Here is a 25,600-nt window from a genome sequence, read left to right on the forward strand (position 1 = left end):
ATAGTTACGTGTGATTAGCAATTCCTTTGCCAGCAGGTAAAATTACTATTGCAAAGGTCCAACGAAATGATGCACTTTATTCAACAGGCGTAATCGGATGTGTCGATGTATCACACTGGAGTTCGCGCATGGGTCGAGTCTTTTATGGAACGTTACTGTCACTGAATAAATTGCGCCTGACCGCGAGGGCAATTCTGCCTCGTTATTTCTCCCTTCCTTCAACCATTTCTTTTGTTTTAGCACAGCCTGTTTTATCCGGTGTTCAGCCACGCTATTGCGCTGCTGCATACCCACTATCCTGTCCTGTCATGGCTCAAAAGGAAGCCAACTGAAACCTCTAAAGCGTTCACGTAATCGCAACGGGCCACCGGCCTCGCGCGGGAAATGAAACCAACTGAAAGGTGCCACTATGGGAAGACAGAAAGCAGTGATCAAAGCGCGTCGTGAAGCGAGAAGAGTGCTTCGTAATGACTCCCGGAGTCATCGTCAGCGTGAAGAAGAGTCGGTCACTTCGCTGGTGCATATGAGCGGACTGGATGCAATTGGCATGGCGCGCGATACGCGTGACCGGCTACCGATTGAAGCCCGTAATGAAGCCCAGGCGCACTATCTTAATGCCATAGGAACGAAACAGCTGATCTTTGCAACCGGTGAGGCCGGATGTGGTAAAACCTGGATCAGTGCTGCAAAAGCAGCTGAGGCCCTGATTAATAAGGATATCGACAGGATTATTGTTACGCGCCCGGTACTTCAGGCAGATGAGGATTTGGGATTCCTGCCCGGTGATATTTCTGAGAAATTCGCCCCTTATTTCCGCCCGGTGTATGACATTCTGGTTAAACGTCTTGGCGCATCATTTATGCAATATTGTCTGCGTCCGGAAATTGCCAAGGTAGAGATTGCGCCCTTCGCCTATATGCGTGGCCGCACCTTTGAAAATGCTGTGGTAATTCTGGACGAGGCGCAGAACGTGACCGCCGCGCAGATGAAAATGTTCCTGACCCGACTGGGCGAAAACGTCACGGTCATTGTTAACGGCGATATTACCCAGTGCGACTTGCCCGCTGGGGTGCCTTCTGGTCTCGCGGACGCGCTGGCGCGTTTTGAAGAGGACGAGATGGTTGGCATTGTGCGCTTCGGCAAAGAGGATTGTGTGCGTTCAGCGCTGTGTCAGCGCACCCTGCACGCGTACAGCTAGTGTTCGATTGAGTAGAAGTGTAGCGCCCAAACCCGGCTCCGGTCGGGTTTTCTTATTGTCTGTTTAGGTTAGGGCGCTATAACGGCGTGGATGTCAGAAAAACAGGTGACGTTGTGAATAATCGCACCGCAGACTTAATATAAAAAAGCTGAGGCAAGGGGTGTTGCCTGACGGATTTAATGACAGGCTGATGCTGATAAGTCAGACATCAAGGTTTTGACCATGACTTCGGAATAATGCAGGCTGACATTCAGGGGTACGCCCTGCATAGTGTTATGCAGGAAACTTTCGTACAGTTTAACCATAACGCTGGCTGTTATTTATGGCGGATGATCAGCGTTTTTTCGGTATAAACAAGGCTATTGTCCGGGATGCTCTTATTGATAAATGACATCGCGCCGATAGTGACGTTACTGCCTATAACCAGGGCGTCGCCAATGATGCAACTTCCGGCACCCACTTCAACATTATCGCCAATAACGATGCGGGCGGGTGTGCTGTTATCTCTGCGGCCGGGGATGCCGATTGTTGCGTTCTGACGGATTTTGAAATTACAGCCAATAACGGTGCATTCATTTATTACCACCGATAAGAAGTGGCTGACTGTCAGTCCCGGTCCGATTTGGGTGCCGGGCTGGATTTCAGTGTTGTACTTCTGAATTAATTTACGATTAATTTTCTTCGCGAGCATCGTTGAGGTTTTACTCTCTGAATGGTACAGAAATGAGACGATCCGCCACCAGAAATTAAATCGCCTGTCCGGACACTTAATGGCTTTATGAATCGTACGCGCCCAGCTAAAAGGTTTATCACTTATCATAACTTCACGACGTAAGCATTCATGCAGGTGTTTTTTTAATTCATCTTTTTTCATCGTTCTTTATCAGCGTTTTGCAAATTTATAGCCGCGTAGAGTAACAGGCTATAGCAGGTGCTTTTTGAGGCAGGTCATTTAATGTGTCGCAGAATTAAATTTAAACTTTCCAGTTTGGGTATTACGTAAATTTAATTAATGGCCTCAAATAAGAATAATGAGCAAAGCATAGGGAAATTAAAGAAAGGGAACATCAGCGAAGAGAGGAATTCGCTCAGCATGCGATCGTTTCCACTGCGGGGGTTCTCACCCCCTCTTACTTTGCAATATGCAAAAAAAAGCCTGAACGTTTGTTCAGGCTCTTCTTCGGAATGTGGCGGTGAGAGGGGGATGGATTCGCTTCGCTCACCCTGCGGGCAGCGTCGCAGGCTCCGCTGTCCATCGGGCTGCGCCCGCTGTCGAACCCCGGCGGGGGTTCTCACCCCCTCTTACTTTGCAATATGCAAAAAAAAAGCCTGAACGTTTGTTCAGGCTCTTCTTCGGAATGTGGCGGTGAGAGGGGGATGGATTCGCTTCGCTCACCCTGCGGGCAGCGTCGCAGGCTCCGCTGTCCATCGGGCTGCGCCCGCTGTCGAACCCCGGCGGGGGTTCTCACCCCCTCTTACTTTGCAATATGCAAAAAAAAAGCCTGAACAAAAGTTCAGGCTCTTCTTCGGAATGTGGCGGTGAGAGGGGGATTCGAACCCCCGATACGTTGCCGTATACACACTTTCCAGGCGTGCTCCTTCAGCCACTCGGACACCTCACCACATTTACTTCGCTGACCGCGCTGGGTCAACGGGGCGGTACTATAGGGAGTCGGCTGAAAAGGGTCAAGCACTATTTTTTTCTTTCGATCTATTCGCTTAAGCTCTGAACGAATCCATTTACTGCGGCTTAAAACCGGCCATTTATGCGCCATCTTCCTCAGTAATAAAAGCAGACCGGTTCATGTTCAGGGCTGCATTACTACGGAAATAACCCGTTGCGGCGTCCGGGCCTGTCTCCCAGCCAGACGCCGCACCGTCAGACGCTAAATCAGCTCTTCACCCGATTAGCGAAGCTCTTGCGCAGCTTCTGCAGTTTCGGTGGGATGACTGCCATGCAGTAACCGTTGCGCTGGCCCGCACCTTCCCAGTAATCCTGATGATACGCCTCGGCGGGATACCACTCTTTCAACGGCTCAATCGTGGTGACCACGGGCACATCATGGTCGGCCTGGGCACGTTCAATGGCGGCGCGCGCTTCTGCTTCCTGCTCTGCATTCGCCGGGAAAATGGCGGAGCGATACTGAGTGCCAATATCATTGCCCTGACGGTTAAGCTGGGTCGGATCATGCGTGACAAAGCTGATATCCAGCAGATCGCCGTAGGTGACCTGCTCCGGGTCAAAGCCAATGCGGATCGCTTCAGCATGACCGGTTGCACCGCTGCAGACCTGCTCATAGGTCGGATTAGGACGGGCTCCGCCGGTATAGCCGCTTTCAACCGACTCTACGCCGATCACATCTTTAAATACCGCTTCGGTACACCAGAAACAGCCGCCAGCGATAACTGCGTATTCGATTGCCATAATAATTTACTCCTGTCAGGTCGAAAGAGGTGAATGGGGGCGCAGCAGAGCGCTTTCAACTAGATGAGCATCTCTGGTTTAAAATCTCCGCTCTTATCCAGCATTTTGTCGCCCATCACGCTGAAGCGGCCTTCACCGGTGTAGTGCAGGGTAGCGGGATATTCTGGCTCCCCGGCGACATGCGCTTTAACGATCTCAAAAATAAACAGGTTGTAGCGGGCGACCATGGAATCGTCATAAAGCTGACATTCAAAGCTGGCAAAGCATTCGGCAATCATCGGCGCACCCACTACCTGAGCTGGTTCCGGCGTCAGGCCAAACGCCTCAAACTTATCAATACTGTCACCGTGGCTGTTGCCGACCGCTACCACTTCATTAATCAGCGAGGCAGAAGGAATATTCAGCACGCACTGACCGCTGTTGCGGATCAGCTCGTGGCTGTGATTCATGCCGGCAATCATGCAGCCGACCAGTGACGGAGAGAATTCCAGCACCGTGTGCCAGCCGAGCGTCATGATGTCATGCTGATCCTGATACTGCGAACTGAGCAGCAATACCGGACCGGGCTCAAGATATTTACGGGCTTTGCTGACCGGAAAAGCATATTTGTGCATGCGTTGGCTCATGGCGTAGCTCCTATAACGGAAGGGTGCCATTAAGTGTAGAGCACCCTGCGGGGGCGACGGGATGGGTAGCGAGCATAAAGGGAAGGTTCACGGGGGAAACAGGAGAGAGCAGAGATATTCACCCACCGCCTCGCGAGCTTAAGGTTTCCTTAATATGCAGTCGCGATACTGCCTGCTTTAACGGAGGATAATGCTATGAAAACTGCGCCTGCTACCCTGACTGTCACTGCGACACGCCCGATGAGTGAATATGCGGCTCTGCTGATTGCCGCAGCAACCGTTGTGCTGTTCCTGTCTGCCTGGTTTACCGCTTAAAACTTAATGACGGCCCGGCAGCCGCTCCGGTCGCGACGGTTCTCTAAGAAAAACTGAAAACGGTGTAGCTGGACGATGCGGCTGACAATGCTCAGCCCGAGTCCGATACCGCCATAGCGACTGTCCATCCGGATAAACGCTTTACTCAGCTCGCCACTTTTACTCTCATCAATGCCCGGTCCCTCATCTTCCACCACCATCATAGGCTGTGGAACAGACAACAGCTGCACGCTGATAGTACTGTTATCCGGACTGTAGCGATGGGCGTTCTCCACCAGGTTACGCAGCAGCATCTTCAGCAGGGTGGCATCTCCACGCACAAACTGCTCCTGCGGCAGATCCAGCACCAGCGTCTGCTGATGCGCCTCCAGCATGATACTCAGCTCCGCTTCCATCGGCAGGATCACATCTTCGATCAGCCCGACGTTCTGATAGGTGCCTGAGGTAAATGACTGGCCAGCGCGTGCCAGATTCAGCAGCTGCGATACGCTGTGGGTCATCTGATCCAGACGCTGAACCAGCGGCTGAACTTTGACATCGCTGTTGCGTTCGATTAACTCCAGATGCAGCCGTAATCCTGCCAGCGGCGTGCGCAACTCATGCGCCACGTCGGCGGTGAACAATCGTTCGCGTTCCAGACTGCTATTGAGGCGGGCGACCAGCTGATTTATCGCCTGAGTTACCGCATCGATCTCATGAACCTGACTGTGACAGGTGACGGGATCGAGATTCTCTTCGCTGCGGCTCTCCAGTTCCCGCTGCAGCTGATACAGCGGTCGGGTGATCCATTTCACCGCCTGATAGCAAAGCAGCAGCGTCAGCGTAATCATCACCAGGCTCGGCACTGCCAGACTGGCCACTGCTTCGTGGATTTCACGCTTCACGTGGCTGTCCATGTTGCGCTTCTGTAACTGCGCTTCCACCAGAAACTGAATCTGTTCTTTACTCTCATGCCACAGCCAGACCACGCTGATCACCTGGAATACCAGCAGGATCAGACCAATAGTCAGGATCAGGCGAAAGCGCATACTGCGGTGATCGAAACGATTTATCATGTTGCCTCGCGAACGCCATCCTGCGTCACCAGCGCATAACCAAACCCACGCACGGTACGAATGGCGCTTTTACCAATTTTGTCGCGCAGGTTATGGATATGCACTTCCAGCGTATTTGTAGAAGGCTCGGTTTCCCAGTTATAGATGTCCTGGTAGAGAATTTCACGGTGAACCGGATTGCCGGCCTTCAGCATCAGTCGTGACAGAATCGCAAACTCTTTGGGCGTCAGATCGAGCAGCACATCGCTGAGGGTGATCTGACGATGGGTCATATCCAGCGCCAGCGCGCCGACTCTCACCTGGCTGTCGCCCTGATTAACGTGACGGCGAATCAGTGCGCGGATCCGCGCCAGCAGCTCATCCAGCGAAAACGGCTTGATCAGATAGTCATCAGCACCCGCGTCGAGCCCGGCGATGCGTTCGCTGATAGTGTCGCGCGCGGTCAGAATCAGCACCGGCGTCATCTTCTTCTGCCGCCGCAGGCGTATCAGGAAGTGCAATCCATCTTCATCCGGTAAGCCCAGGTCCAGCACGACCAGACTATAGAGACCGCTGGCAAAATGCGCTTCTGCATCCCGTACCCGCGTCACGCCATCGCAGACATAGCCTTCACCTTCCAGCGCCAGTATCAGGCCCTGCAGCAGCAGTGCGTCATCTTCAACAATCAGTATCTTCATTAAGGTTGGCTCCGACACGACGTCAAAATATCATCCGCAGGCACATATTCGTGGGTCGTGGTGCCGGTTAATCCCAGCATGGTTGAAAACAGATTATCCTGTGAAAAATCGTCTGTCGCCGCCAGTTTATTCAGACAGCCGCGATTGACCGCGTAACGTTTCTGATAATCATCAGAAAGCCAGATCAGCATCGGCACATGTTTCTGCGTATCCGGGGCAATAGCATAGGGCAGGCCATGCAGGTAAGCCCCATTTTCACCCAGCGATTCGCCGTGATCAGAAAGATAGACCAGGCTGGTGGTGAAGCGGTCCTGATGCGCGCGCAGGACATTTATTGCTTTATCGACAATATGATCCACATTGACCAGCGTGTTGTCATAGGTGTTGATCAGCTGTTGTTGCGAACAGTCCTGAATCTGATTGGTGTCACAGGTCGGTTCAAACTGACGGAACTGTGGCGGATAGCGATGGCTGTAGGTCGGGCCATGACTGCCAATGGTGTGCAGAACAATGACCCCGTTACCTTTCAGCTGGCTGATGTAGTCGTCCAGACCGTGGAACAGCACGTCGTCATAACATTCACCATTAATACACATGCCGGGCAGGTTCAGGCTGGTCATGTCCTGATGCGGCACACGGTCACAGGCTCCTTTGCAGCCTCCATCATTTTCATTCCATAACACGCTGATGCCGGCGCGCTGAATAATATCCAGCAGTCCCTCCTGATGAGCGGCCAGCACATCATCATAGTGCGCGCGCGGCATGTTGGAGAACATGCAGGGCACAGAAACGGCTGTCGCTGTGCCACACGAGGTGGTGTGTGGGAAGTAGATTACATCGTCTTTCGCCAGTAAAGGATTGGTCAGACGACCGTAGCCACCCAGCGAGAAGTTTTGCGCGCGCGACGTCTCTCCCAGCACCAGAATCGTCAGATTCGGCTTACCGCTGCTGCGGCTGGGCTGCAGATGGGCATCTTCACCGATGCGCACCAGCGGCACATTCTGCAGCTGCTCATGCTTATACCAGGAGAGCGTTGCCGCAATGCTGTTCGACGGGCTGAGCGCTTTAACCAGCTCGTGGTTGTTGCGGAACAGCGAAGCGTAATCTTTATAGAAGAACAGGGCGACCAGCACGATCAGCGCAGCGGAAAACAGCACGCTGAGCAGTCGCGCCAGCACGCCACGCCACTGCTGCCGTTTTATGCGCGGCCAGAACACCAGCAACGCCATCAGCACGCCTGAGGTGAGCAGGGTGAAGAGCAGCTGCGGCGTAATCAGCGCAAAGGATTCAGAAGCGGTGGTATCCATCATGTTGGTGATCATTGAGCGATCAACCACGATGTTATAAGTCTGAATAAAAAACTGTGCCGACGCAGAGAGCAGAATAAACAGGGCGGCCAGCAGCCGGTCCAGCCAGACAAATGAGGCCAGCGTAATCACGATGTTAATCACGCTAAAGGCGACTAACGGCATCGATAAAAACACCAGCGTGGTATGCAGGTTGTTCAGCGGCATGACCGCCAGCACCTGACGGTAATAAGCGATATTAAGGAAAACCGCGATATAAACCGCAGCCAGAATCAGCAAGCTTAGGCGGCTAATCAGCGGCCTCTTCAGGATAAACGCCATGTGAGCAGGAACCAGAGTAATAAAAGTGTCACGAGAGTGCGCTTTCCAGATTAGGAATACCTTAAGAAACTTAAGCTCTGAAGAATGTCATGTGTATGGAGTGCTTAACAGGTATCACTCCAGCGTGATGCGGATCGATACCGCTACGATTATTAATAAAGAACAGGTGAGAATGGCGCTTTTCTGCTGACTTAACCGCAGCGGCTGGCATGAAAAGTGCATATTTCTGGCATAACCCCTGTTAATGACTACACTTATTGTGAAGATGTTCTCAGTTAGCCAGTATTGTCAGCAATGCGCTTGCAAGTTTGAGGAGAGTGACCTATCCAATCACCGCGTTTTACCCCTCAATCACCGCTTTATCAGAATTTCCCGCTTGCTGACCTGACTGCGTCAGGACATTCTTGTTTTAACTCAATGTTTTATTAAATTGGATTTTCAGGAGAAGTAACGTGACCCAAGCGGCAGACACCTATGCCAGGTACCCGACATTAAGCAGCGGGCAGTACGCCTTCTTTTTTGATGTCGACGGTACGCTGGCAGCGATACAGTCCCGTCCCGAAGCGGTATTTATTCCTGAGCAGGTCATCGCACAACTTCAACAACTCTCTGCGCTTTCTCAGGGCGCACTGGCGCTGGTCTCCGGCAGACCCATTGAACAACTGGATGCACTGGCTGCGCCGTGGCACGGCCCGGCGGCGGGCGTGCATGGCGCTGAGCGTCGTGATGCAGAGGGTAATGTGCAGCGCATCAGCCTGCCTGTTGAGGTTGAACAAAATCTCAGGAAGGAATTGCAGGATGCGATGGCTTGCTGGCCTGGCACTCAGCTTGAGGTGAAAGGCATGGCCTTTGCACTTCATTACCGCCAGGCGATGCAGCATGAGCAGGATGTGTTGCGACTGGCTGAACAGTCAGTGAAGCGTTTCCCGGGACTGGCGCTTCAGCCAGGGAAATGTGTCGTTGAGATTAAACCGGCAGGCATCGATAAAGGCGCGGCAATCAGCGACTTTATGCAGCAGACGCCTTTTGCCGGGCGTACGCCAGTCTTTATTGGCGACGATCTGACGGATGAGAAGGGCTTTCTGGCCGTTAATGAACGGCAGGGCGTCTCAGTTAAAGTTGGCGAAGGATCAAGCCAGGCCCATTATCGACTCAATGATGTCGATGACGTTTACGGCTGGCTGGAAAGAACATTATTACTATTAGAGCAAGACAACGTCGGTAAGGAGTTTAGGTTATGAGTCGTTTAGTGGTTGTATCTAACCGTGTCGCCATGCCAGATGGGTCTAAAACCAGCGCAGGCGGCCTGGCCGTCGGCATTCTCGATGCACTGAAAAGCACCGGTGGATTATGGTTTGGCTGGAACGGTGAAATCAGCGAGTTCACCGGCGAAGACGTTGAAGACGTTAAGGTTCAGGAGCATGAGGGTATCGAGTATGCCTCGTTCCCGCTGAGCCAGAATGATTATGATCTCTATTATTGCCAGTTCTCGAACACGGTTATCTGGCCCGCCTTCCATTATCGCCTCGATCTGGTGCAGTTTCAGCGTGAAGCGTGGGAAGGGTATTGCGAGGTTAATGACGCGGTGGCGCAGCGATTAAAACCGCTGATCAAACCGGATGATATTGTCTGGATCCATGATTATCATTTTTTACCGTTTGCTGCTGCGCTGCGTCGGGCCGGTATTAATAACCGCATCGGTTTCTTCCTGCACATTCCGTTCCCGACGCCTGAAATTTTCAACGCACTGCCTCCGCACAAAGAGCTGCTGGAAATGCTGTGTGAATATGACCTGCTGGGCTTCCAGACTGAATCCGATCGGGTGGCGTTCCTGGACAGCGTCAGCCAGCTGACACAGTTGCAGAATAAAGGCGACAAAAAGCATCGCGCCTTTGGCAACACCTTTATGACTGAGGTTTATCCCATCGGGATTGAGCCAGACAGTATTAAAGAGATGGCCGAGGGGCCACTGCCGCCGAAAATGGCTGCTATGAAGAAAGAGCTGGGCGATGCACGCAACATTATTGCCTGTGAACGTCTCGACTATTCAAAAGGGCTGCCGGAGCGTTTTCTTGCTTATGAAGCGCTGCTGGAGAACTACCCGCAGCATCGCGGCAAAATCCGCTATTCGCAGATCGCACCAACCTCGCGTGGCGATGTGCAGGCATACCAGGATATCCGGCATCAGCTTGAGACAGAAGCAGGGCGCATCAACGGTAAGTACGGCACGCTGGGCTGGACCCCGCTCTATTATCTTAACCAGCATTTCGACCGTCGCCTGCTGATGAAGATCTTCCGGCTGACCGATGTCGGTCTGGTGACACCGCTGCGTGACGGTATGAATCTGGTGGCGAAAGAGTATGTCGCTGCGCAGGACCCGGACGATCCTGGTGTACTGGTGCTGTCACGCTTTGCCGGGGCGGCCAATGAGCTGACCTCCGCGCTGATCGTGAATCCTTATGACCGTGATGAAGTCGCCGCCGCGCTGGATAAGGCGATTACCATGCCGCGTACCGAAAGGATTTCACGCTACAACGACATGATGGCGGTATTACGCAAAAACGACATTACCGCCTGGCGTGAGAGCTTCCTGAAGGACCTGGAGCGGATTGACCCACGCAGTGTTGACCATAGCACCGTTAACAAAGTGGCGACCTTCCCAAAGCTCGCCTGACCTGAGTCTTTAGGGGAATAATGGAAGCAGCGATACCATCAGGGTATCGCTGCTTTTTTTTGGGCCCAGCTCACAGAAAACTCGCCCGCTATCTGTTAACGACCTGATGCTGCGATTATCTGCCGATGACCTCAGTAGCGGCTAAGAGTGGCCTGATATATGCACAGAAACACGAAAACCCTGTCATACCGCTGCCTGCCGCTTTCTTTAACTACTTTGCTAAAGTTTTTCTTCAGGCTGCCGATAGTCATAGTGCCAACGCATAACCTGTCGTTAATTCATTCGTCTTTCTTATGTAACCCCTTGTTACATTGGGTGTCGGAGCCTGAACATCCCGCTGTCACTGTTAACACCAGGTTGCCAGAACCCCCCCTTACTGCCGTCGAAACCTTAACGATTTCATTACTCACACCCTGCGATACTCCCATTAAGTAACTAATTTAACAGCAAATAACTCCCTGCCTTGCCAGCATAATATCCTGATAACCCTCTTTTAGATGGTTCTAAATAGGGTGTTAAAGCGATTAACACCCGATAATCATTTCGGACTGCTTAAAGCGATGAATAGCGATGCTTTTACCCCCTATTAAACCTTTCTCAGGACAAATTGGACTTAAAAACACACTTTTTTGTTCAAAAAGTGACCACTCAGCGAGTAATCGTAAAGGGTTGCTGAAGAAATTTGCGTTAAAAGTGTGATCTGCGTCACACTTTATCTAAAATTTCATCTGGCTGTCGTTGTATGTCGAAATCAGACGATATAGATTTGCGTTGTTTTCGGAATAGTCCTAAAAAATGTAAGAAGACGTCACGGAAGATGTCCGGAACTCGAAAATAGAATGGCATGGATTTTCGACCTTCAGTGGGTCTGAAACCCACGAAAATAGAAGGCGAAAAACAGTGACATTGAAATTATGTGAAGTTTTTTTTGCCATCTTTTGATTTAACAAACAGCAGCTCGAACCGCAGATTTTAATCTGCGATACAGTTACGTCGCATCTCTCAGGATGGAAAAATAATGGGCACCTCTGAAGTACTGAAACATATTTATGACCTTAACTTGTCTTATTTACTGCTCGCGCAGCGTTTAATTAACCAGGATAAAGCTTCTGCAATGTTTCGCCTCGGTATTGACGAAAAAATGGCGAACGCATTATCTGAATTAACATTGCCTGAGATGGTAAAAATGGCGGAAACCAATCAGCTGGTTTGCCAGTTTCGTTTTACCGATAGCAACACCATTAATCGCCTGACGCAGGAATCACGCGTGGATGATTTACAACAAATCCACACCGGCATTTTATTATCAAGCCGTTTACTGCGTAATGCGTCTAAAGATGAAGCGCCTGCTAAAAAGAGAGCAATGTCATGAGTGAGAAAAGTATTGTTCAGGAAGCCCGTGATATTCAGCTCGCCATGGAGCTCATCACTTTAGGTGCGCGCTTGCAGATGTTAGAGAGTGAAACTCAGCTGAGCCGTGGTCGTCTGATCAAGCTCTATAAAGAATTACGTGGCAGTCCGCCGCCAAAAGGCATGCTGCCGTTCTCCACGGACTGGTTTATGACGTGGGAGCAGAACATCCATGCTTCTATGTTCTGTAACGCCTGGAAATTTTTACTGAAAACCGGTTTGTGCAGCGGCGTCGATGCCGTGATCAAAGCTTACCGTTTATATCTCGAACAGTGTCCGCAATCGGACGAGGGCCCGCTGTTGGCGCTGACCCGCGCCTGGACCCTGGTCCGATTCGTTGAAAGTGGCATGCTGGAACTGGCGGATTGCAAATGCTGTAATGGCAGCTTTATTAATCATGCGCATCAGCCGGTTGGCAGCTTTACCTGCAGCCTGTGCCAGCCACCATCACGTGCCGTAAAAAGACGTAAACTTTCTGCAGAACCTGCCGATATGTTTCCACAACTGCTGGATGAACAGGTTAAACACGCCGTTTAAGTTTGTTCGCACTGTGGAAGTCATCCAGCAGCGGTTAATACCGCTGCTTTTTTTTTGCTTGCGGTTCAGGAATAACGCCTGCGGCTCTCTGGCTTAACTTCCACCAACACGTTATGAACGTAAGGATTTTTTTGTGCTGATAATTATAGGTTACCTGATTGTTATAGGCTCCGTGTTGGGCGGATATGCGCTGGTCGGTGGCCATCTGGGCGCGCTTTATCAGCCAGCCGAATTATTGATGATCGGCGGTGCCGGTGCCGGTGCTTTTTTAGTCGGCAACAATGGAAAGTCGATTAAAAAAACGATGAAAGCGCTGCCACTGTTATTTCGCGGCTCCAAATACAATAAAGCGGTTTACATGGATTTGATGTCGCTGCTTTATCGCCTGATGGCGAAGTCGCGTCAGCAGGGCATGTTATCGCTGGAGCGTGATATTGAAGATCCCAGCCAGAGTGAAATTTTTGCTAATTATCCCCGCATTCTTGCCGATAAACAGTTAGTAGATTTTATTACCGATTATTTGCGCCTGATGGTCAGCGGCAACATGAACGCCTTTGAAATCGAAGCGTTGATGGATGAAGAGATCGAGACCTACGAACACGAGTGTGACGTACCAGCGCAAAGTATTGCAGCAGTAGGCGATGGTCTTCCGGCTTTCGGCATCGTGGCGGCGGTAATGGGCGTGGTTCACGCACTGGCCTCGGCCGACCGTCCGGCGGCTGAACTCGGTGCGCTGGTAGCCCATGCGATGGTGGGAACGTTCCTGGGCATTTTGCTGGCCTACGGATTTATTTCTCCACTGGCGTCAGTCCTGCGTCAGAAGTGTGCGGAAACCACCAAGATGATGCAGTGCATCAAGGTGACTTTGCTGTCGAGCCTTAATGGATACGCGCCGCAGATTGCGGTGGAGTTTGGTCGTAAAACCCTTTACTCCGCCGAGCGCCCATCGTTCAGCGAACTTGAAGAGCATGTACGTAACGCCAAGAACCCGGCTAAACAGACTTCAGACGAGGCTTCATGAAACACGGCAATCGCCCAATTGTGCTGATCAAAAAGCGCAAACATAAAGGCCATGAAGGCAGCCACGGATCGTGGAAGATTGCCTACGCCGACTTTATGACGGCGATGATGGCCTTTTTTATGGTGATGTGGCTGCTGTCGATCGCCAACCCGCAGGAACTGGTGCAGATTGCAGACTACTTCAAAACGCCGCTTAAGGTCGCGATTACCGGCGGCGCGCGCAGCAGCGACAGCGATAGCCCGATCCCTGGCGGCGGTGACGATCCGACCAAAAAGATTGGCGAAGTGAACAAAGTCGTCGATATGGACGCCCAGAAACGCAAGCTGGATGAGATTCGCCTTAACCGGCTGCGTGAAAAGCTCGACCAGATGATTGAAGCGGATCCGCGTCTCAAAGCGCTGCGGCCACATCTGATCATCAACATGGTGGAAGAGGGACTGCGTATTCAGATTATCGACAGCCAGAATCGCCCGATGTTTAAGACCGGCAGTGCCGAGGTGGAGCCGTATATGCGCGACATTTTGCGTGCGATAGCGCCGATCCTCAATGATATCCCGAACCGCATCAGCCTGGCCGGACATACCGATGATTTCCAGTATGCCAGCGGTGACAAAGGCTACAGCAACTGGGAACTCTCTACCGACCGCGCTAACGCCTCACGCCGGGAACTGGTAATGGGCGGTCTGGATAGTGGCAAAATTTTACGGGTGTTAGGTATGGCCGACACCATGCGCCTGAAAAATCGTGGCGGTAATGACGCAGTTAACCGCCGCATCAGCCTGCTGGTGTTGAACCACGACACCGAAGCGGCAATAGAAAAAGAGAACGCAGAAAGTGATGCCGTCCAGATCAGCGATCCGGCGGCCATTGAAAAAATTACCGCACCGCCAGCACCCCAGGGCAGCGCGGTGAATACAGCAGCCCCCTCACAGCCGAGGTGATTCCCGTGAGTATGGACATCAGCGATTTTTACCAGACGTTTTTTGATGAAGCCGATGAGCTGTTAGCGGATATGGAACAACACCTGTTGGGCCTGGACCCGCAGGAGCCAGATTCGGAACAGCTAAACGCCATCTTCCGTGCCGCCCACTCCATTAAGGGTGGGGCCGGAACCTTTGGTTTTACGGTATTACAGGAAACGACTCATATCCTGGAAAACATTCTGGATGGTGCTCGTCGCGGCGAGATGCAGCTCAGCACCGACATCATCAACCTGTTTTTGGAAACCAAAGATATTATGCAGGAACAGCTCGATGCTTATAAAACCGCGCAGGAGCCTAACGCGGAGAGCTTCAAATATATCTGTGAAGCGCTGCGCCAGCTGGCGCTCGAGGCGAAAGGTCTGCCGGTTGATGTGCCGGCGACGGTAACCCCTGCCAGCACGGAACCGGCCAGCACCAGCGGTCTGCGGGTACAGCTGATCGACCTCAAAGAAAAAGAAGTCGACCTGATGCTGGAAGAGATGAGCAATCTCGGCACCCTGACCAATGTGCAGAAGGGCAGCACCACGCTGGACGTCTGCATTGATGGCGTCGGTAAAGATGACATCGTGGCGGTGCTCTGCTTCGTCATCGACGAAGCGCAGATCCGCTTCCCGGAGGCTGGCGAAGCGGTTGCCGCGCCGGTTGCTGCTGTTGCAGCCGTCGCACCGGTTGCAGAAGAGGTTCACACCGCCAGCGTTACCGAACTGCCCGTGGCAGCGGCGAAGCGTGAAAGTAAGCGCGTCGCGGCACCGGCGAAGTCGAGCGAATCTTCCAGCATCCGTGTTGCGGTAGAGAAGGTCGATCAGCTGATCAACCTGGTGGGTGAACTGGTGATTACCCAGTCGATGCTTGCCCAGCGTTCCGGTGAACTCGACCCGGTGGCGCACGGCGACCTGCTGAACAGCATGGGGCAGCTGGAGCGTAACGCCCGCGACCTGCAGGAATCGGTGATGTCGATTCGTATGATGCCAATGGAATATGTCTTCAGCCGCTTCCCGCGTCTGGTGCGTGACCTGGCGAGCAAACTCGGCAAAGAGGTCGAACTGACCCTGCTGGGCAGCTCAACCGAACTTGATAAGAGCCTGATCGAACGCATCATCGACCCGTTAACGCATCTGGTGCGTAACAGTCTTGACCACGGTATCGAAACGCCAGAGAAACGTCTGGTGGCCGGTAAGGTGGCTACCGGTAACCTGACGCTTTCCGCGGAACACCAGGGCGGTAACATCTGTATCGAAGTGTCAGATGATGGTGCCGGCCTGAACCGTGAACGTATTCTGGCTAAAGCCCTGTCATCGGGCCTGCCGGTTCATGAGAACATGAGCGACGAAGAGGTCGGCATGCTGATCTTCGCACCGGGCTTCTCTACGGCGGAGCAGGTGACGGATGTGTCAGGACGCGGCGTCGGAATGGACGTGGTGAAACGAAATATTCAGGAGATGGGCGGTCACGTTGAAATCGCCTCGAAGCAGGGTAAAGGCACCACTATTCGTATCCTGCTGCCGCTGACGCTGGCCATCCTTGATGGCATGTCCGTCCGCGTGGCGGATGAAGTCTTTATTTTGCCGTTGAATGCGGTGATGGAATCACTGCAACCGCGTGCCGAAGAGCTGAAACCGCTGGCCGGTGGCGAGTGCGTGCTGGAAGTGCGTGGTGAATATCTGCCACTGGTCGAGTTGTGGAACGTCTTTGATGTGCAGGGTGCCAAAACCGAGGCCACGCAGGGCATCGTGGTGATCCTGCAGAGCGCGGGCAAACGTTACGCGCTGCTGGTTGATCAGCTGATTGGTCAGCATCAGGTGGTGGTGAAGAACCTGGAAAGTAACTATCGCAAAGTGCCGGGCATCTCCGCCGCGACCATTCTTGGCGATGGTAGCGTAGCGCTGATTGTTGATGTATCAGCACTGCAGTCACTTAACCGTGAAAAACGTGTGGCCGGCGCTGCCGCCTGACAGATAACGAAAGGGTAAATAACATGAATGGAATGGCAACCGTGACAAAAATCGCTGGCGAAACTGTGGGTCAGGAGTTTCTGGTCTTCACGCTGGGCGACGAAGAGTACGGCATCGATATCCTCAAAGTTCAGGAAATTCGCGGTTACGATCAGGTAACGCGTATTGCGAATACCCCTGAATTCATCCGCGGCGTCACGAATCTGCGCGGCGTAATCGTGCCGATTATCGATCTGCGCGTAAAGTTTGCGCAGCCTGACGTTGAGTACAATGACAACACCGTGGTCATCGTACTGAATCTGGAAAATCGCGTGGTCGGTATCGTGGTCGATGGTGTTTCTGACGTGCTGTCACTGACCCAGGATCAGATCCGACCTTCACCAGAGTTCGCGGTAACTATGTCTACCGAGTACCTGACCGGTCTGGGTGCGCTGGGCGAACGCATGCTGATTCTGGTCGACATTGAGAAGCTGCTGAGCAGCGACGAGATGGCGCTGGTGGATAACCTGCGTACCGCGTAATCGCATCATCACGGGCTGGCTTAGGCTGGCCCGTAATCGTTACAGACTGTAATAGTTTCTTTTGAATTCATATCCTTAAAACCGACGTCCGCCCTAATTTCCTGCTCTCACCTGTCGATAATCTCACTGCTACTTTTAAATCACCTACATTGTTCAGGGTTACTCATGTTAACGAAAATCCGTGTGGTCACCAGCCTGTTACTGGTGTTACTGGTATTCGGGCTGTTACAGGCCTTATCCGGTTCTGTCTTTTACTCTGCATTAAGCCACGATAAACAAAGTTTCGCTGTGTCACAGCTGGCGATGCAAAACACGCAGGCGCTCAATGACGCTTATATGAGTCTCAACCAGAGCCGTGTTTTGCTGACCCGCGTTCAGCTGCGTATCGCCACCAGCAAACTGGAAGGTAAAACGGCTGATGTTGCTTCGTTGTTTGAAGAGAGTCAGCGCTTCCAGCAGGCTGCAGCGGGTTTCTACAAGACGTTCAAAGAGACGCCAGATACCCCAGGACAGGATGAGCAACTTAACAATCAGCTTGACCAGCGCTTCAATGATTATGCGGGCGCGCTGAACAGCCTGCAGAGTGCGCTGCAGGTCAATGATATGGCCGCAGCCGCAAAAGCTCCGGTGGCACCGAGCCAGAGTGCGTTTCTGACGCTTTACCGCGAATGGCGGGCCGATCAGAGTCGCCTGACCACGCTAGGCGTGGCCGAGAACAGTAACGCTTACAGCCGTATGATGTGGATCCTTGCCGCTATTATGAGCGTTGTGGTTGCGGTGATCGTGCTTTGCTGGTTTGGCCTGCGCAAAATCGTGATAAACCCGCTGAATGGCAGCATTAACCATATCCAGCATATCGCTCAGGGTGATTTAACCCAGCCGATCGTGGTGGAAGGACGTAACGAGATGACACAGCTCGCCGCCAGCCTGCATGACATGCAGCAGTCGCTGGTCCGCACTGTAACCCATGTCCGTGAAGGATCGGATGCGATTTTCACCGGTGCCAGTGAAATCTCTGCCGGAAACAATGACCTTTCCGCCCGCACAGAACAGCAGGCGGCATCTCTGGAGCAGACGGCGGCCAGTATGGAGCAGCTCACCGCCACCGTGAAACAGAACGCCGAAAACGCCCGCCAGGCGTCACAGCTGGCACTCAGCGCGTCCGAAACCGCAGAAAAAGGCGGCAGCGTGGTGGCGGGTGTGGTGAAAACCATGAGCGAAATTGCTGGCAGTTCAAAGAAGATTGCTGATATCACCAGCGTGATTGATGGGATCGCGTTCCAGACGAATATTCTGGCGCTCAACGCTGCCGTTGAAGCAGCGCGTGCCGGTGAACAGGGTCGCGGTTTTGCGGTAGTCGCGGGCGAGGTGCGTAGTCTGGCACAGCGCAGCGCCCAGGCCGCCAAAGAGATCAAAGGACTGATTGATGATTCAGTCAACCGCGTCAGCGTGGGTTCGCAGCTGGTCGGTACCGCCGGGGAAACCATGAGCGATATCGTCAGTGCGGTCACACGCGTCACCGACATCATGGGCGAAATCGCCTCGGCGTCGGATGAGCAGAGTCGTGGTATCGATCAGGTCGGGCAGGCCGTCACCGAGATGGATCGCGTCACCCAGCAGAACGCCTCGCTGGTGGAAGAGTCCGCGGCAGCGGCCGCGTCGCTGGAAGATCAGGCCAGCCGTTTAAGTCAGTCAGTCTCTGTCTTTAAAATCAAACGTGAAACCAGGCAGACGCTGACAAAGCATCTGCCGATTGCTTCGTCCGCAACAAAGGCGCTGGCACCACGCAAAGCCCTGACGGCCCCGGTCAGTGATACAAACTGGGAAACCTTCTGATTAATGCTGCGCATCCTGCGGGTTGCGCAGCCACCCCTTTTAATCTACTGCTTAAAGCCAAACTCAGCAGCTCCTGCTGATAAAATTAATTACAAAAGCCACTTCTCTTCTGAAAGCGCCGAAAAGCATTAATTAATACTATAAACACGCCGATATAGCCGCTGCACCTAAATTAACCTGCAGGGGAACGAGATGTTAAAAAAAATAAAAGTGGTGACCAGTTTAATCGCAGTTCTGGTTATCTTTGGCGCGCTCCAGTTAGTCGCTGGCAGCCTTTTCTGGTCAGCGCTCAATAAAGACAAAGAGTCCTTCGCACTGTCGCAGGTCTCTAATCGCAATGTCACCGAGATGACTGACGCTTATATTGCCTTAAACAACAGTCGTACCACGCTGAACCGCGGCATGCTGCGCTTACAGACCAGCATGGCATCGGAGATGAACGGCGGTCAGCTTGATGAACTGATTGTCAAAGCGAATAAACAGCTGGTTGAAGCCGATCGCCACTTCAAAATCTATTACCACCTGCCAACCACGCCGGGTCTTGACGAGAAGCTGGGTGACAAGCTGGAAGCTGATTACGCGAATTACGAAAATGGCCTGAAAGCGATGGTAAAAAGCCTGCAGGCGCGCGACCTGGAAGGCATGTTCAAACAGAATATTGAGCAGAAGCAGGTGGCGATGCAGGGCAGCTATGACAAATGGCGTGCGCTCCAGACTGCCCTTTCTGATCAGGGTATGGAAAAGAATCAGAAAGCGTTTACACAGATGATGTGGTTGCTGGCCACCATTGGTGTTGTGGTGCTGGTGGTAATTATTACCTGCTGGTTTGGCCTGCGTCAGGTGCTGATTCAGCCTCTGCAACAGTTGCTGGCGCAGATTCGCGCTATCGCCTCCGGCGATTTGACCCAGCCGATTGTGGTTGAAGGACGTAATGAGATGAGCCAGCTGGCGGCCGGCATTCATGAGATGCAGCAATCACTGGTGATGACGGTGGGTAATGTGCGTGACGGCTCTGACGCCATCTTTACCGGTGCCAGCGAAATCGCAGCCGGCAATAACGACCTGTCAGCCCGCACCGAAGAGCAGGCGGCCTCGCTGGAGCAGACTGCAGCCAGCATGGAGCAACTCACCGCCACGGTGAAACAGAATGCTGATAACGCCCGTCAGGCCTCACAGCTGGCGCTGACCGCCTCAGAAACCGCGCAGCAGGGCGGCAAAGTGGTGAATGGCGTGGTGACGACCATGAAAGAGATTGCGGGCAGCTCGAAGAAGATCGCAGATATTATCAGCGTGATCGACGGTATTGCCTTCCAGACCAACATCCTGGCGCTGAATGCCGCGGTTGAGGCGGCGCGTGCCGGTGAACAGGGTCGCGGTTTTGCGGTGGTGGCCGGTGAAGTGCGCAGTCTGGCACAGCGAAGTGCTCAGGCCGCGAAAGAGATCAAAGGGCTGATTGAGGACTCGGTGTCTCGCGTCAACAGCGGTTCACTGCAGGTTGAAAGCGCAGGCAGCACCATGAATGAGATTGTGGGTGCCGTTACCCGCGTAACCGACATCATGGGCGAGATCGCCTCTGCATCAGACGAGCAGAGCCGTGGCATTGAGCAGGTCGGTCTTGCCGTCACCGAAATGGATCGCGTGACCCAGCAGAATGCCTCGCTGGTGGAGGAGTCAGCCGCCGCCGCTGCCGCACTGGAGCAGCAGGCCAGCGTCCTCACCCAGGCCGTCTCGGTTTTCAAAATTTCCCGCGCCTGATTTTCTGCCTTTCAGCGTGGCGGCGGTTTAAAGCCGTTGCTACGCATAAAGTTCCCCCCGACGCCGCCGATAAATAAACACGAATCGCCAACCAATGAGGTGTTTATGTTTAGTCGAGTACGCGTTGTTTCCGGCCTGCTATGTGTGCTGGCGCTGTTTGCGCTGCTGCAGCTGTTTTCCGGCGGAATGTTTTTCAAAACTGTCAGTTCAGATAAAGAGAATTTTGCCTACAACCAGCGTCTGAATACGTTGCAACAGGCGATGGGCACCTCATGGGTTTCGCTGGTTCAGGCGCGTAACACCCTCAACCGCGCCGGTATCCGTTTTCTGCAGGATGCGCAGATGTCGGGATCGGGTGCCAGCGTAAAAGAGCTGGTCGCACTGGCGGGCGAGGAGCTGAAACAGGCTGAAATTAACTATCAGATCTTTAACGATAATCTGTCAGAACAGGGCAAAACGGCTGAAAACGTCCTGGCGTTACAGGCGAACTACAAGGCCTATCACGATGCGCTGGCAGAGCTGATGGTGTTTTTCACCACCGGCAACTTTAAAGGGTTTGTGGATCAGCCCACGCAGAGTTTCCAGGACAAGTTCCAGAAAGATTACAGCGCCTGGCTTGAGACCAATAAACAGATGGCGCAGCAGGGGGTGGAAGCCAACCAGCAGGCTTATAGCCGCTCCATCACTATCGTCATCGCCACGCTGGCCGTGACCTTGCTGATGATTATCCTGGTGTGGAACGTGATGCGCTCTGTGCTGATCCGTCCTCTGCGTCAGAGCATTGAGCATATTCAGCACATCGCGCGCGGTGATCTGACTCAGCCGGTTGAGATGACCGTGCGCAACGAAATCGGTGAGTTACTGACGTCACTGCAGCATATGCAGCAGGAGCTGGCTCGTACCGTCCGTACCGTGCGTGACGGCTCAGATGCCATCTATACCGGTGCCAGCGAAATCTCCATCGGTAATAACGATCTCTCTTCGCGTACCGAACAGCAGGCCGCCTCGCTGGAGCAGACCGCTGCCAGCATGGAGCAGCTCACCGCGACCGTGAAGCAGAATGCCGAAAACGCCCGTCAGGCGTCGAAGCTGGCGTTGACCGCCTCTGAAACCGCACAGCAGGGCGGGAAAGTGGTGGATGGCGTGGTTACCACCATGAAAGAGATTGCGGGCAGTTCCAAAAAGATTGCCGATATTACCAGTGTGATCGACGGCATCGCCTTCCAGACCAACATCCTGGCACTGAATGCGGCGGTTGAAGCCGCACGCGCCGGTGAGCAGGGTCGCGGCTTTGCCGTCGTGGCGGGTGAAGTACGCAGCCTGGCGCAGCGTAGCGCTCAGGCCGCCAAAGAGATCAAGGGTCTTATTGAGGATTCCGTTAGCCGCGTTAATACCGGCTCGGTGCTGGTAGAGAGCGCCGGTGACACCATGAGCAACATCGTCAGCGCGGTCACACGCGTCACTGACATCATGGGCGAGATCGCTTCTGCGTCAGACGAACAGAGCCGTGGCATTGACCAGGTGGGCCTTGCGGTGACCGAGATGGATCGCGTCACGCAGCAGAACGCCTCACTGGTTGAAGAGTCAGCGGCAGCGGCTGCAGCGCTCGAAGATCAGGCAAGTCACTTAAAACAAGCGGTATCAGTGTTCAATATTGGTAAAGAATTTGTCGCTCAGGCCGTTAACAAGACAACGGCGACAAAAACGCGCCAGTCAGATGCACCGTTAGCCGTTGGTCGTTCGTCTGCGGTACGCAGCGACGACAACTGGGAAACCTTTTAATCGCCCGTGGTCCGGCCGCCATTGAGCCGCCGGGCATCGCAGCAGAAAAATAATATATTCAGTTCGGGCCAGGTGCAGAGATGAAAAAATCGACAATTTTAGATCAAAGTGAGACGACAACGCTGCTGTCGCAGATGGTGCAGCGTTTACCGCTCTCCGATACGCATTTTCGTCGTATCAGCCAGCTGATCTATCAGCGTGCCGGTATCGTACTGGCCGATCATAAGCGTGAGATGGTTTACAACCGTCTGGTTCGTCGCCTGCGCACGCTGAATATCGATGATTTCGGTCGTTACCTGGCGCTGCTGGAGTCCGATCCGAACAGTGCCGAATGGCAGGCGTTTATCAACGCCCTGACCACCAACCTGACCGCGTTCTTCCGCGAAGCGCATCACTTCCCGATTCTGGCGGAGCATGCACGTAAGCGACAGGGCAACTTCAGCGTCTGGAGTACCGCGGCGTCAACCGGTGAAGAGCCTTATTCCATCGCCATGACGCTGGCGGAAACGCTGGGAACCGGGCCAGGTAAGTTCCAGGTCCATGCCAGCGATATCGACACGCAGGTGCTGGAAAAAGCGGTATCGGGTGTCTATCGCCAGGAGGAGCTGCGTACGCTGTCACCGGCGCAAATGCAGCGCTTTTTCCTGCGCGGCACCGGTCCACACGCCGGAATGGTGCGAGCGCGTCCCGAGCTGACCAATATGGTCACCTATGCACAGCTTAACCTGCTGGCCAACGACTGGGCGCTGCCGGGCCAGTTCGACGCAATTTTCTGTCGCAATGTGATGATCTATTTCGATAAAGAGACGCAGGAGAAGATTCTGCGTCGGTTCGTCCCGCTGCTGAAGCCGGGCGGCATCCTGTTCGCCGGACACTCAGAAAACTTTAGTCAGATCAGTAAAGAGTTCTGGCTGCGTGGACAAACCGTCTATGGACTGACGAAGGAAAGATGATGAGCAAAATCACCGTGATGTGCGTAGATGACTCTGCGCTGATGCGGCAGTTGATGACCGAGATCATCAACAGCCATCCGGATATGGAGATGGTCGCTACGGCACCCGATCCGCTGGTCGCCCGCGATTTGATTAAGCAGTTTAATCCGCAGGTGCTGACGCTGGATGTGGAAATGCCGCGCATGGATGGCCTCGATTTCCTGGAAAAACTGATGCGATTACGGCCAATGCCGGTGGTGATGGTTTCATCGCTGACCGGGAAAGGCTCCGAAATCACCCTGCGTGCGCTGGAACTGGGGGCGGTGGATTTCGTCACCAAACCTCAGCTCGGCATCCGCGAAGGCATGCTGGGCTACAGCCAGATGATTGGCGACAAAATCCGCGCGGCGGCCCGTGCCCGCCTGCACAACCGTGCAGCGATGCCAGTACCAGCGACGCTGAAAGCGGGGCCACTGCTGAGTAGTGAGAAGCTGATTGCGATTGGCTCCTCTACCGGCGGCACCGAGGCGATTCGTCACGTGCTGCAGCCGTTACCGGCTACCAGCCCGGCGCTGCTGATTACCCAGCATATGCCGCCAGGCTTTACCCGCTCTTTTGCCGAGCGTCTGAACAAGCTGTGTCAGATCACGGTGAAAGAGGCCGAAGACGGTGAGCGTATTCTGCCGGGGCACGCTTATATCGCACCAGGCGCGATGCACATGGAGCTGGCCCGAAGTGGTGCCAACTATGTAGTGAAACTGAATGAAGGTCCACCGGTTAACCGGCACAAACCCTCAGTGGATGTGCTGTTTAAATCGGTGGCAACGTACGCCGGACGAAATGCAGTAGGGGTCATCCTTACCGGAATGGGTAACGATGGTGCCGCCGGGATGCTGGAAATGCATCGGGCAGGTGCCTGGACTATCGCCCAGAACGAAGCCAGCTGTGTGGTATTTGGCATGCCGCGTGAGGCCATCGCCACAGGCGGCGTGAGTGAAGTCGTGGATTTAAGCAACATCAGCCAGCATATGCTGGCGAAAATTAGCGCCGGACAGGCATTGCGTATTTAACAGGCCCGTCCCGCCGGGCGAGACAACTCAGGAGTAGATATGGCTGATAAAAACATGCGCTTTTTGGTAGTAGACGACTTCAATACGATGCGTCGTATTGTGCGTAACCTGCTGAAAGAGCTGGGCTTCAATAACGTAGAAGAAGCGGAAGATGGTGTGGATGCCCTCGGCAAACTGAAAGCGGGTGGCTTCGACTTCGTGATTTCCGACTGGAACATGCCAAACATGGATGGCCTGCAGCTGCTGCAGACCATTCGTGCCGATGCGGCGATGAGTTCGCTGCCGGTGCTGATGGTGACCGCGGAAGCGAAGAAAGAGAACATTATCGCCGCCGCCCAGGCGGGAGCCAGCGGATATGTCGTGAAGCCATTCACTGCGGCAACCCTGGAAGAGAAGCTGGGCAAAATTTTCGAAAAACTGGGCATGTAAGGAGATGTGATGAGCGACTTTCCGAAACCAACTGAGGATGCCGCGGCACACGACATCATTTCACGTATTGGCTCACTGACGCGCATGCTGCGCGACAGTCTGCGCGAGCTGGGGCTGGATAAAGCCATTGCCGATGCAGCTGAAGCCATTCCTGATGCCCGCGATCGTCTTGATTATGTGGTGCAGATGACGGCGCAGGCCGCCGACCGTGCGCTGAACTGTGTTGAAGCTGCACAACCCCATCAGGATAAGATGGAAGCCGGGGCAACTCAGCTGAAAGGGCGTTGGGATGCGTGGTTTGAGAACCCGATTGAACTGGGTGATGCGCGGGAGTTGGTGACGGATACGCGCGAATTCCTCACCGCCGTGCCTGAGCACACCGCGTTTACCAACAAGCAGCTGCTTGAAATCATGATGGCGCAGGATTTCCAGGACCTGACCGGTCAGGTGATCAAGCGCATGATGGATGTGATCCAGGAAATCGAGCGCCAGCTGTTAATGGTGCTGCTGGAAAACATGCCAGAGGTCAGCGCTGAGAAGCGTCAGGAAGGCACCAGCCTGTTGAACGGACCGCAGATTCACGCTGATGCACCAGGCGTGGTGGCGAACCAGGATCAGGTTGATGACCTGCTGGACAGCTTAGGGTTCTAGGTTTCGTCCGCCTGCGGGCGGGCAAAACGGCTCGCAGCGTCAAATAACTGGGTCACCTTCGGGAGGCCCCGTTCCGCATTGTCAGACCCATCCCCCAAAGAACGCCCTTTTTCCCCATCTTAT

22 protein-coding genes, 1 tRNA gene and 2 other RNA genes are annotated in these 25,600 nt (G+C 53.6%); 16 read left to right on the plus strand and 9 right to left on the minus strand.

Going from position 1 to position 25,600, the window contains the following annotated elements:
• Window positions 1-409: 409 nt before the first annotated feature.
• Window positions 410-1,198, plus strand: a complete 789-nt coding sequence (phoH, locus tag F3I20_RS08910) for a phosphate starvation-inducible protein PhoH (RefSeq protein WP_033732961.1) — start codon at window positions 410-412, stop codon at window positions 1,196-1,198.
• Window positions 1,199-1,514: 316 nt separating this feature from the next.
• Here phoH and F3I20_RS08915 read toward each other — a convergent pair whose 3' ends face one another.
• From F3I20_RS08915 to eptA, 9 genes are all read right to left on the minus strand, one after another.
• Window positions 1,515-2,072, minus strand: a complete 558-nt coding sequence (locus F3I20_RS08915) for a serine acetyltransferase (protein WP_150014920.1) — start codon at window positions 2,070-2,072, stop codon at window positions 1,515-1,517.
• 314 nt (window positions 2,073-2,386) lie between these two features.
• A non-coding RNA gene (locus tag F3I20_RS08920) (RtT sRNA) lies at window positions 2,387-2,514 on the minus strand.
• 45 nt (window positions 2,515-2,559) lie between these two features.
• Window positions 2,560-2,687, minus strand: a non-coding RNA gene (locus tag F3I20_RS08925) — RtT sRNA.
• A 45-nt stretch (window positions 2,688-2,732) separates the two neighbouring features.
• Window positions 2,733-2,820, minus strand: a tRNA-Ser gene (locus tag F3I20_RS08930).
• A gap of 269 nt (window positions 2,821-3,089) precedes the next feature.
• Window positions 3,090-3,623 carry a peptide-methionine (S)-S-oxide reductase MsrA gene (gene msrA / locus F3I20_RS08935; protein ID WP_013358241.1) on the minus strand — a complete coding sequence of 178 codons (534 nt, stop codon included), beginning with the start codon at window positions 3,621-3,623 and terminating at the stop codon, window positions 3,090-3,092.
• Window positions 3,624-3,682: 59 nt separating this feature from the next.
• Window positions 3,683-4,249: a flavin reductase family protein gene (locus tag F3I20_RS08940; RefSeq protein ID WP_190285950.1), complete on the minus strand. Its 567-nt coding sequence runs from the start codon at window positions 4,247-4,249 to the stop codon at window positions 3,683-3,685.
• A gap of 311 nt (window positions 4,250-4,560) precedes the next feature.
• Window positions 4,561-5,619: a two-component system sensor histidine kinase PmrB gene (gene pmrB, locus F3I20_RS08945; protein WP_150015277.1), complete on the minus strand. Its 1,059-nt coding sequence runs from the start codon at window positions 5,617-5,619 to the stop codon at window positions 4,561-4,563.
• On the minus strand, window positions 5,616-6,296 hold the full coding sequence (pmrA, locus tag F3I20_RS08950; protein WP_150015278.1) for a two-component system response regulator PmrA: 681 nt from the start codon (window positions 6,294-6,296) through the stop codon (window positions 5,616-5,618). Before pmrA ends, pmrB begins: the two co-directional genes overlap by 4 nt.
• A complete protein-coding gene (gene eptA, locus F3I20_RS08955) occupies window positions 6,296-7,924 on the minus strand; it encodes a phosphoethanolamine transferase EptA (RefSeq protein ID WP_150037479.1) in 1,629 nt (542 codons plus the stop codon). The genes pmrA and eptA overlap by 1 nt, the downstream gene beginning before the upstream one ends.
• 452 nt (window positions 7,925-8,376) lie before the next feature.
• Here eptA and otsB point away from each other — a divergent pair, with 452 nt between their 5' ends.
• The 15 genes from otsB (at window position 8,377) to cheZ (ending at window position 25,477) form a co-directional block, all read left to right on the plus strand.
• On the plus strand, window positions 8,377-9,165 hold the full coding sequence (gene otsB / locus F3I20_RS08960) for a trehalose-phosphatase (RefSeq protein WP_150037478.1): 789 nt from the start codon (window positions 8,377-8,379) through the stop codon (window positions 9,163-9,165).
• On the plus strand, window positions 9,162-10,598 hold the full coding sequence (gene otsA / locus F3I20_RS08965) for an alpha,alpha-trehalose-phosphate synthase (protein ID WP_150037477.1): 1,437 nt from the start codon (window positions 9,162-9,164) through the stop codon (window positions 10,596-10,598). Before otsB ends, otsA begins: the two co-directional genes overlap by 4 nt.
• A 1,018-nt stretch (window positions 10,599-11,616) precedes the next feature.
• Window positions 11,617-11,970, plus strand: coding sequence for a flagellar transcriptional regulator FlhD (gene flhD / locus F3I20_RS08970; protein ID WP_150015283.1), 354 nt, complete (start codon window positions 11,617-11,619; stop codon window positions 11,968-11,970).
• Window positions 11,967-12,545: a flagellar transcriptional regulator FlhC gene (gene flhC, locus F3I20_RS08975; protein ID WP_013358233.1), complete on the plus strand. Its 579-nt coding sequence runs from the start codon at window positions 11,967-11,969 to the stop codon at window positions 12,543-12,545. Before flhD ends, flhC begins: the two co-directional genes overlap by 4 nt.
• A gap of 133 nt (window positions 12,546-12,678) precedes the next feature.
• The gene (gene motA, locus F3I20_RS08980; protein ID WP_150015284.1) at window positions 12,679-13,566 is read left to right on the plus strand and encodes a flagellar motor stator protein MotA; all 888 of its coding nucleotides are present in this window, start codon (window positions 12,679-12,681) and stop codon (window positions 13,564-13,566) included.
• The gene (motB, locus tag F3I20_RS08985; RefSeq protein ID WP_150015285.1) at window positions 13,563-14,507 is read left to right on the plus strand and encodes a flagellar motor protein MotB; all 945 of its coding nucleotides are present in this window, start codon (window positions 13,563-13,565) and stop codon (window positions 14,505-14,507) included. The genes motA and motB overlap by 4 nt, the downstream gene beginning before the upstream one ends.
• 11 nt (window positions 14,508-14,518) lie before the next feature.
• A complete protein-coding gene (gene cheA, locus F3I20_RS08990) occupies window positions 14,519-16,501 on the plus strand; it encodes a chemotaxis protein CheA (protein ID WP_190286158.1) in 1,983 nt (660 codons plus the stop codon).
• Window positions 16,502-16,524: 23 nt separating this feature from the next.
• Window positions 16,525-17,022 (plus strand): chemotaxis protein CheW, encoded by a 498-nt coding sequence (gene cheW / locus F3I20_RS08995; protein WP_150015287.1) that lies wholly within the window; start codon window positions 16,525-16,527, stop codon window positions 17,020-17,022.
• Window positions 17,023-17,187: 165 nt separating this feature from the next.
• Window positions 17,188-18,858, plus strand: coding sequence for a methyl-accepting chemotaxis protein (locus F3I20_RS09000; RefSeq protein WP_150037475.1), 1,671 nt, complete (start codon window positions 17,188-17,190; stop codon window positions 18,856-18,858).
• A gap of 192 nt (window positions 18,859-19,050) precedes the next feature.
• Window positions 19,051-20,613: a methyl-accepting chemotaxis protein gene (locus F3I20_RS09005; RefSeq protein ID WP_150037474.1), complete on the plus strand. Its 1,563-nt coding sequence runs from the start codon at window positions 19,051-19,053 to the stop codon at window positions 20,611-20,613.
• Window positions 20,614-20,718: 105 nt separating this feature from the next.
• Window positions 20,719-22,395: a methyl-accepting chemotaxis protein gene (locus tag F3I20_RS09010; RefSeq protein ID WP_150037473.1), complete on the plus strand. Its 1,677-nt coding sequence runs from the start codon at window positions 20,719-20,721 to the stop codon at window positions 22,393-22,395.
• Window positions 22,396-22,475: 80 nt separating this feature from the next.
• Window positions 22,476-23,348, plus strand: a complete 873-nt coding sequence (gene cheR / locus F3I20_RS09015) for a protein-glutamate O-methyltransferase CheR (RefSeq protein ID WP_150015291.1) — start codon at window positions 22,476-22,478, stop codon at window positions 23,346-23,348.
• The gene (locus F3I20_RS09020; RefSeq protein ID WP_150015331.1) at window positions 23,348-24,397 is read left to right on the plus strand and encodes a protein-glutamate methylesterase/protein-glutamine glutaminase; all 1,050 of its coding nucleotides are present in this window, start codon (window positions 23,348-23,350) and stop codon (window positions 24,395-24,397) included. Before cheR ends, F3I20_RS09020 begins: the two co-directional genes overlap by 1 nt.
• A gap of 39 nt (window positions 24,398-24,436) precedes the next feature.
• The gene (cheY, locus tag F3I20_RS09025; RefSeq protein ID WP_010258559.1) at window positions 24,437-24,826 is read left to right on the plus strand and encodes a chemotaxis response regulator CheY; all 390 of its coding nucleotides are present in this window, start codon (window positions 24,437-24,439) and stop codon (window positions 24,824-24,826) included.
• 9 nt (window positions 24,827-24,835) lie between these two features.
• On the plus strand, window positions 24,836-25,477 hold the full coding sequence (cheZ, locus tag F3I20_RS09030; RefSeq protein WP_013358224.1) for a protein phosphatase CheZ: 642 nt from the start codon (window positions 24,836-24,838) through the stop codon (window positions 25,475-25,477).
• Window positions 25,478-25,600 lie beyond the last annotated feature (123 nt).

It is taken from the genome of Candidatus Pantoea gossypiicola (genome assembly GCF_008632075.1).
Taxonomy (GTDB): domain Bacteria; phylum Pseudomonadota; class Gammaproteobacteria; order Enterobacterales; family Enterobacteriaceae; genus Pantoea; species Pantoea gossypiicola.

Excerpts from the sequence above, each read along its gene's own strand:
- phoH (WP_033732961.1), top strand. The coding sequence starts at position 410 with ATGGGAAGACAGAAAGCAGTGATCAAAGCGCGTCGTGAAGCGAGAAGA.
- F3I20_RS08915 (WP_150014920.1), bottom strand. The coding sequence starts at position 2,072 with ATGAAAAAAGATGAATTAAAAAAACACCTGCATGAATGCTTACGTCGT.
- msrA (WP_013358241.1), bottom strand. The coding sequence starts at position 3,623 with ATGGCAATCGAATACGCAGTTATCGCTGGCGGCTGTTTCTGGTGTACC.
- F3I20_RS08940 (WP_190285950.1), bottom strand. The coding sequence starts at position 4,249 with ATGAGCCAACGCATGCACAAATATGCTTTTCCGGTCAGCAAAGCCCGT.
- pmrB (WP_150015277.1), bottom strand. The coding sequence starts at position 5,619 with ATGATAAATCGTTTCGATCACCGCAGTATGCGCTTTCGCCTGATCCTG.
- pmrA (WP_150015278.1), bottom strand. The coding sequence starts at position 6,296 with ATGAAGATACTGATTGTTGAAGATGACGCACTGCTGCTGCAGGGCCTG.
- eptA (WP_150037479.1), bottom strand. The coding sequence starts at position 7,924 with ATGGCGTTTATCCTGAAGAGGCCGCTGATTAGCCGCCTAAGCTTGCTG.
- otsA (WP_150037477.1), top strand. The coding sequence starts at position 9,162 with ATGAGTCGTTTAGTGGTTGTATCTAACCGTGTCGCCATGCCAGATGGG.
- flhD (WP_150015283.1), top strand. The coding sequence starts at position 11,617 with ATGGGCACCTCTGAAGTACTGAAACATATTTATGACCTTAACTTGTCT.
- flhC (WP_013358233.1), top strand. The coding sequence starts at position 11,967 with ATGAGTGAGAAAAGTATTGTTCAGGAAGCCCGTGATATTCAGCTCGCC.
- motB (WP_150015285.1), top strand. The coding sequence starts at position 13,563 with ATGAAACACGGCAATCGCCCAATTGTGCTGATCAAAAAGCGCAAACAT.
- cheA (WP_190286158.1), top strand. The coding sequence starts at position 14,519 with ATGGACATCAGCGATTTTTACCAGACGTTTTTTGATGAAGCCGATGAG.
- cheW (WP_150015287.1), top strand. The coding sequence starts at position 16,525 with ATGAATGGAATGGCAACCGTGACAAAAATCGCTGGCGAAACTGTGGGT.
- F3I20_RS09000 (WP_150037475.1), top strand. The coding sequence starts at position 17,188 with ATGTTAACGAAAATCCGTGTGGTCACCAGCCTGTTACTGGTGTTACTG.
- F3I20_RS09005 (WP_150037474.1), top strand. The coding sequence starts at position 19,051 with ATGTTAAAAAAAATAAAAGTGGTGACCAGTTTAATCGCAGTTCTGGTT.
- F3I20_RS09010 (WP_150037473.1), top strand. The coding sequence starts at position 20,719 with ATGTTTAGTCGAGTACGCGTTGTTTCCGGCCTGCTATGTGTGCTGGCG.
- cheR (WP_150015291.1), top strand. The coding sequence starts at position 22,476 with ATGAAAAAATCGACAATTTTAGATCAAAGTGAGACGACAACGCTGCTG.
- F3I20_RS09020 (WP_150015331.1), top strand. The coding sequence starts at position 23,348 with ATGAGCAAAATCACCGTGATGTGCGTAGATGACTCTGCGCTGATGCGG.
- cheY (WP_010258559.1), top strand. The coding sequence starts at position 24,437 with ATGGCTGATAAAAACATGCGCTTTTTGGTAGTAGACGACTTCAATACG.
- cheZ (WP_013358224.1), top strand. The coding sequence starts at position 24,836 with ATGAGCGACTTTCCGAAACCAACTGAGGATGCCGCGGCACACGACATC.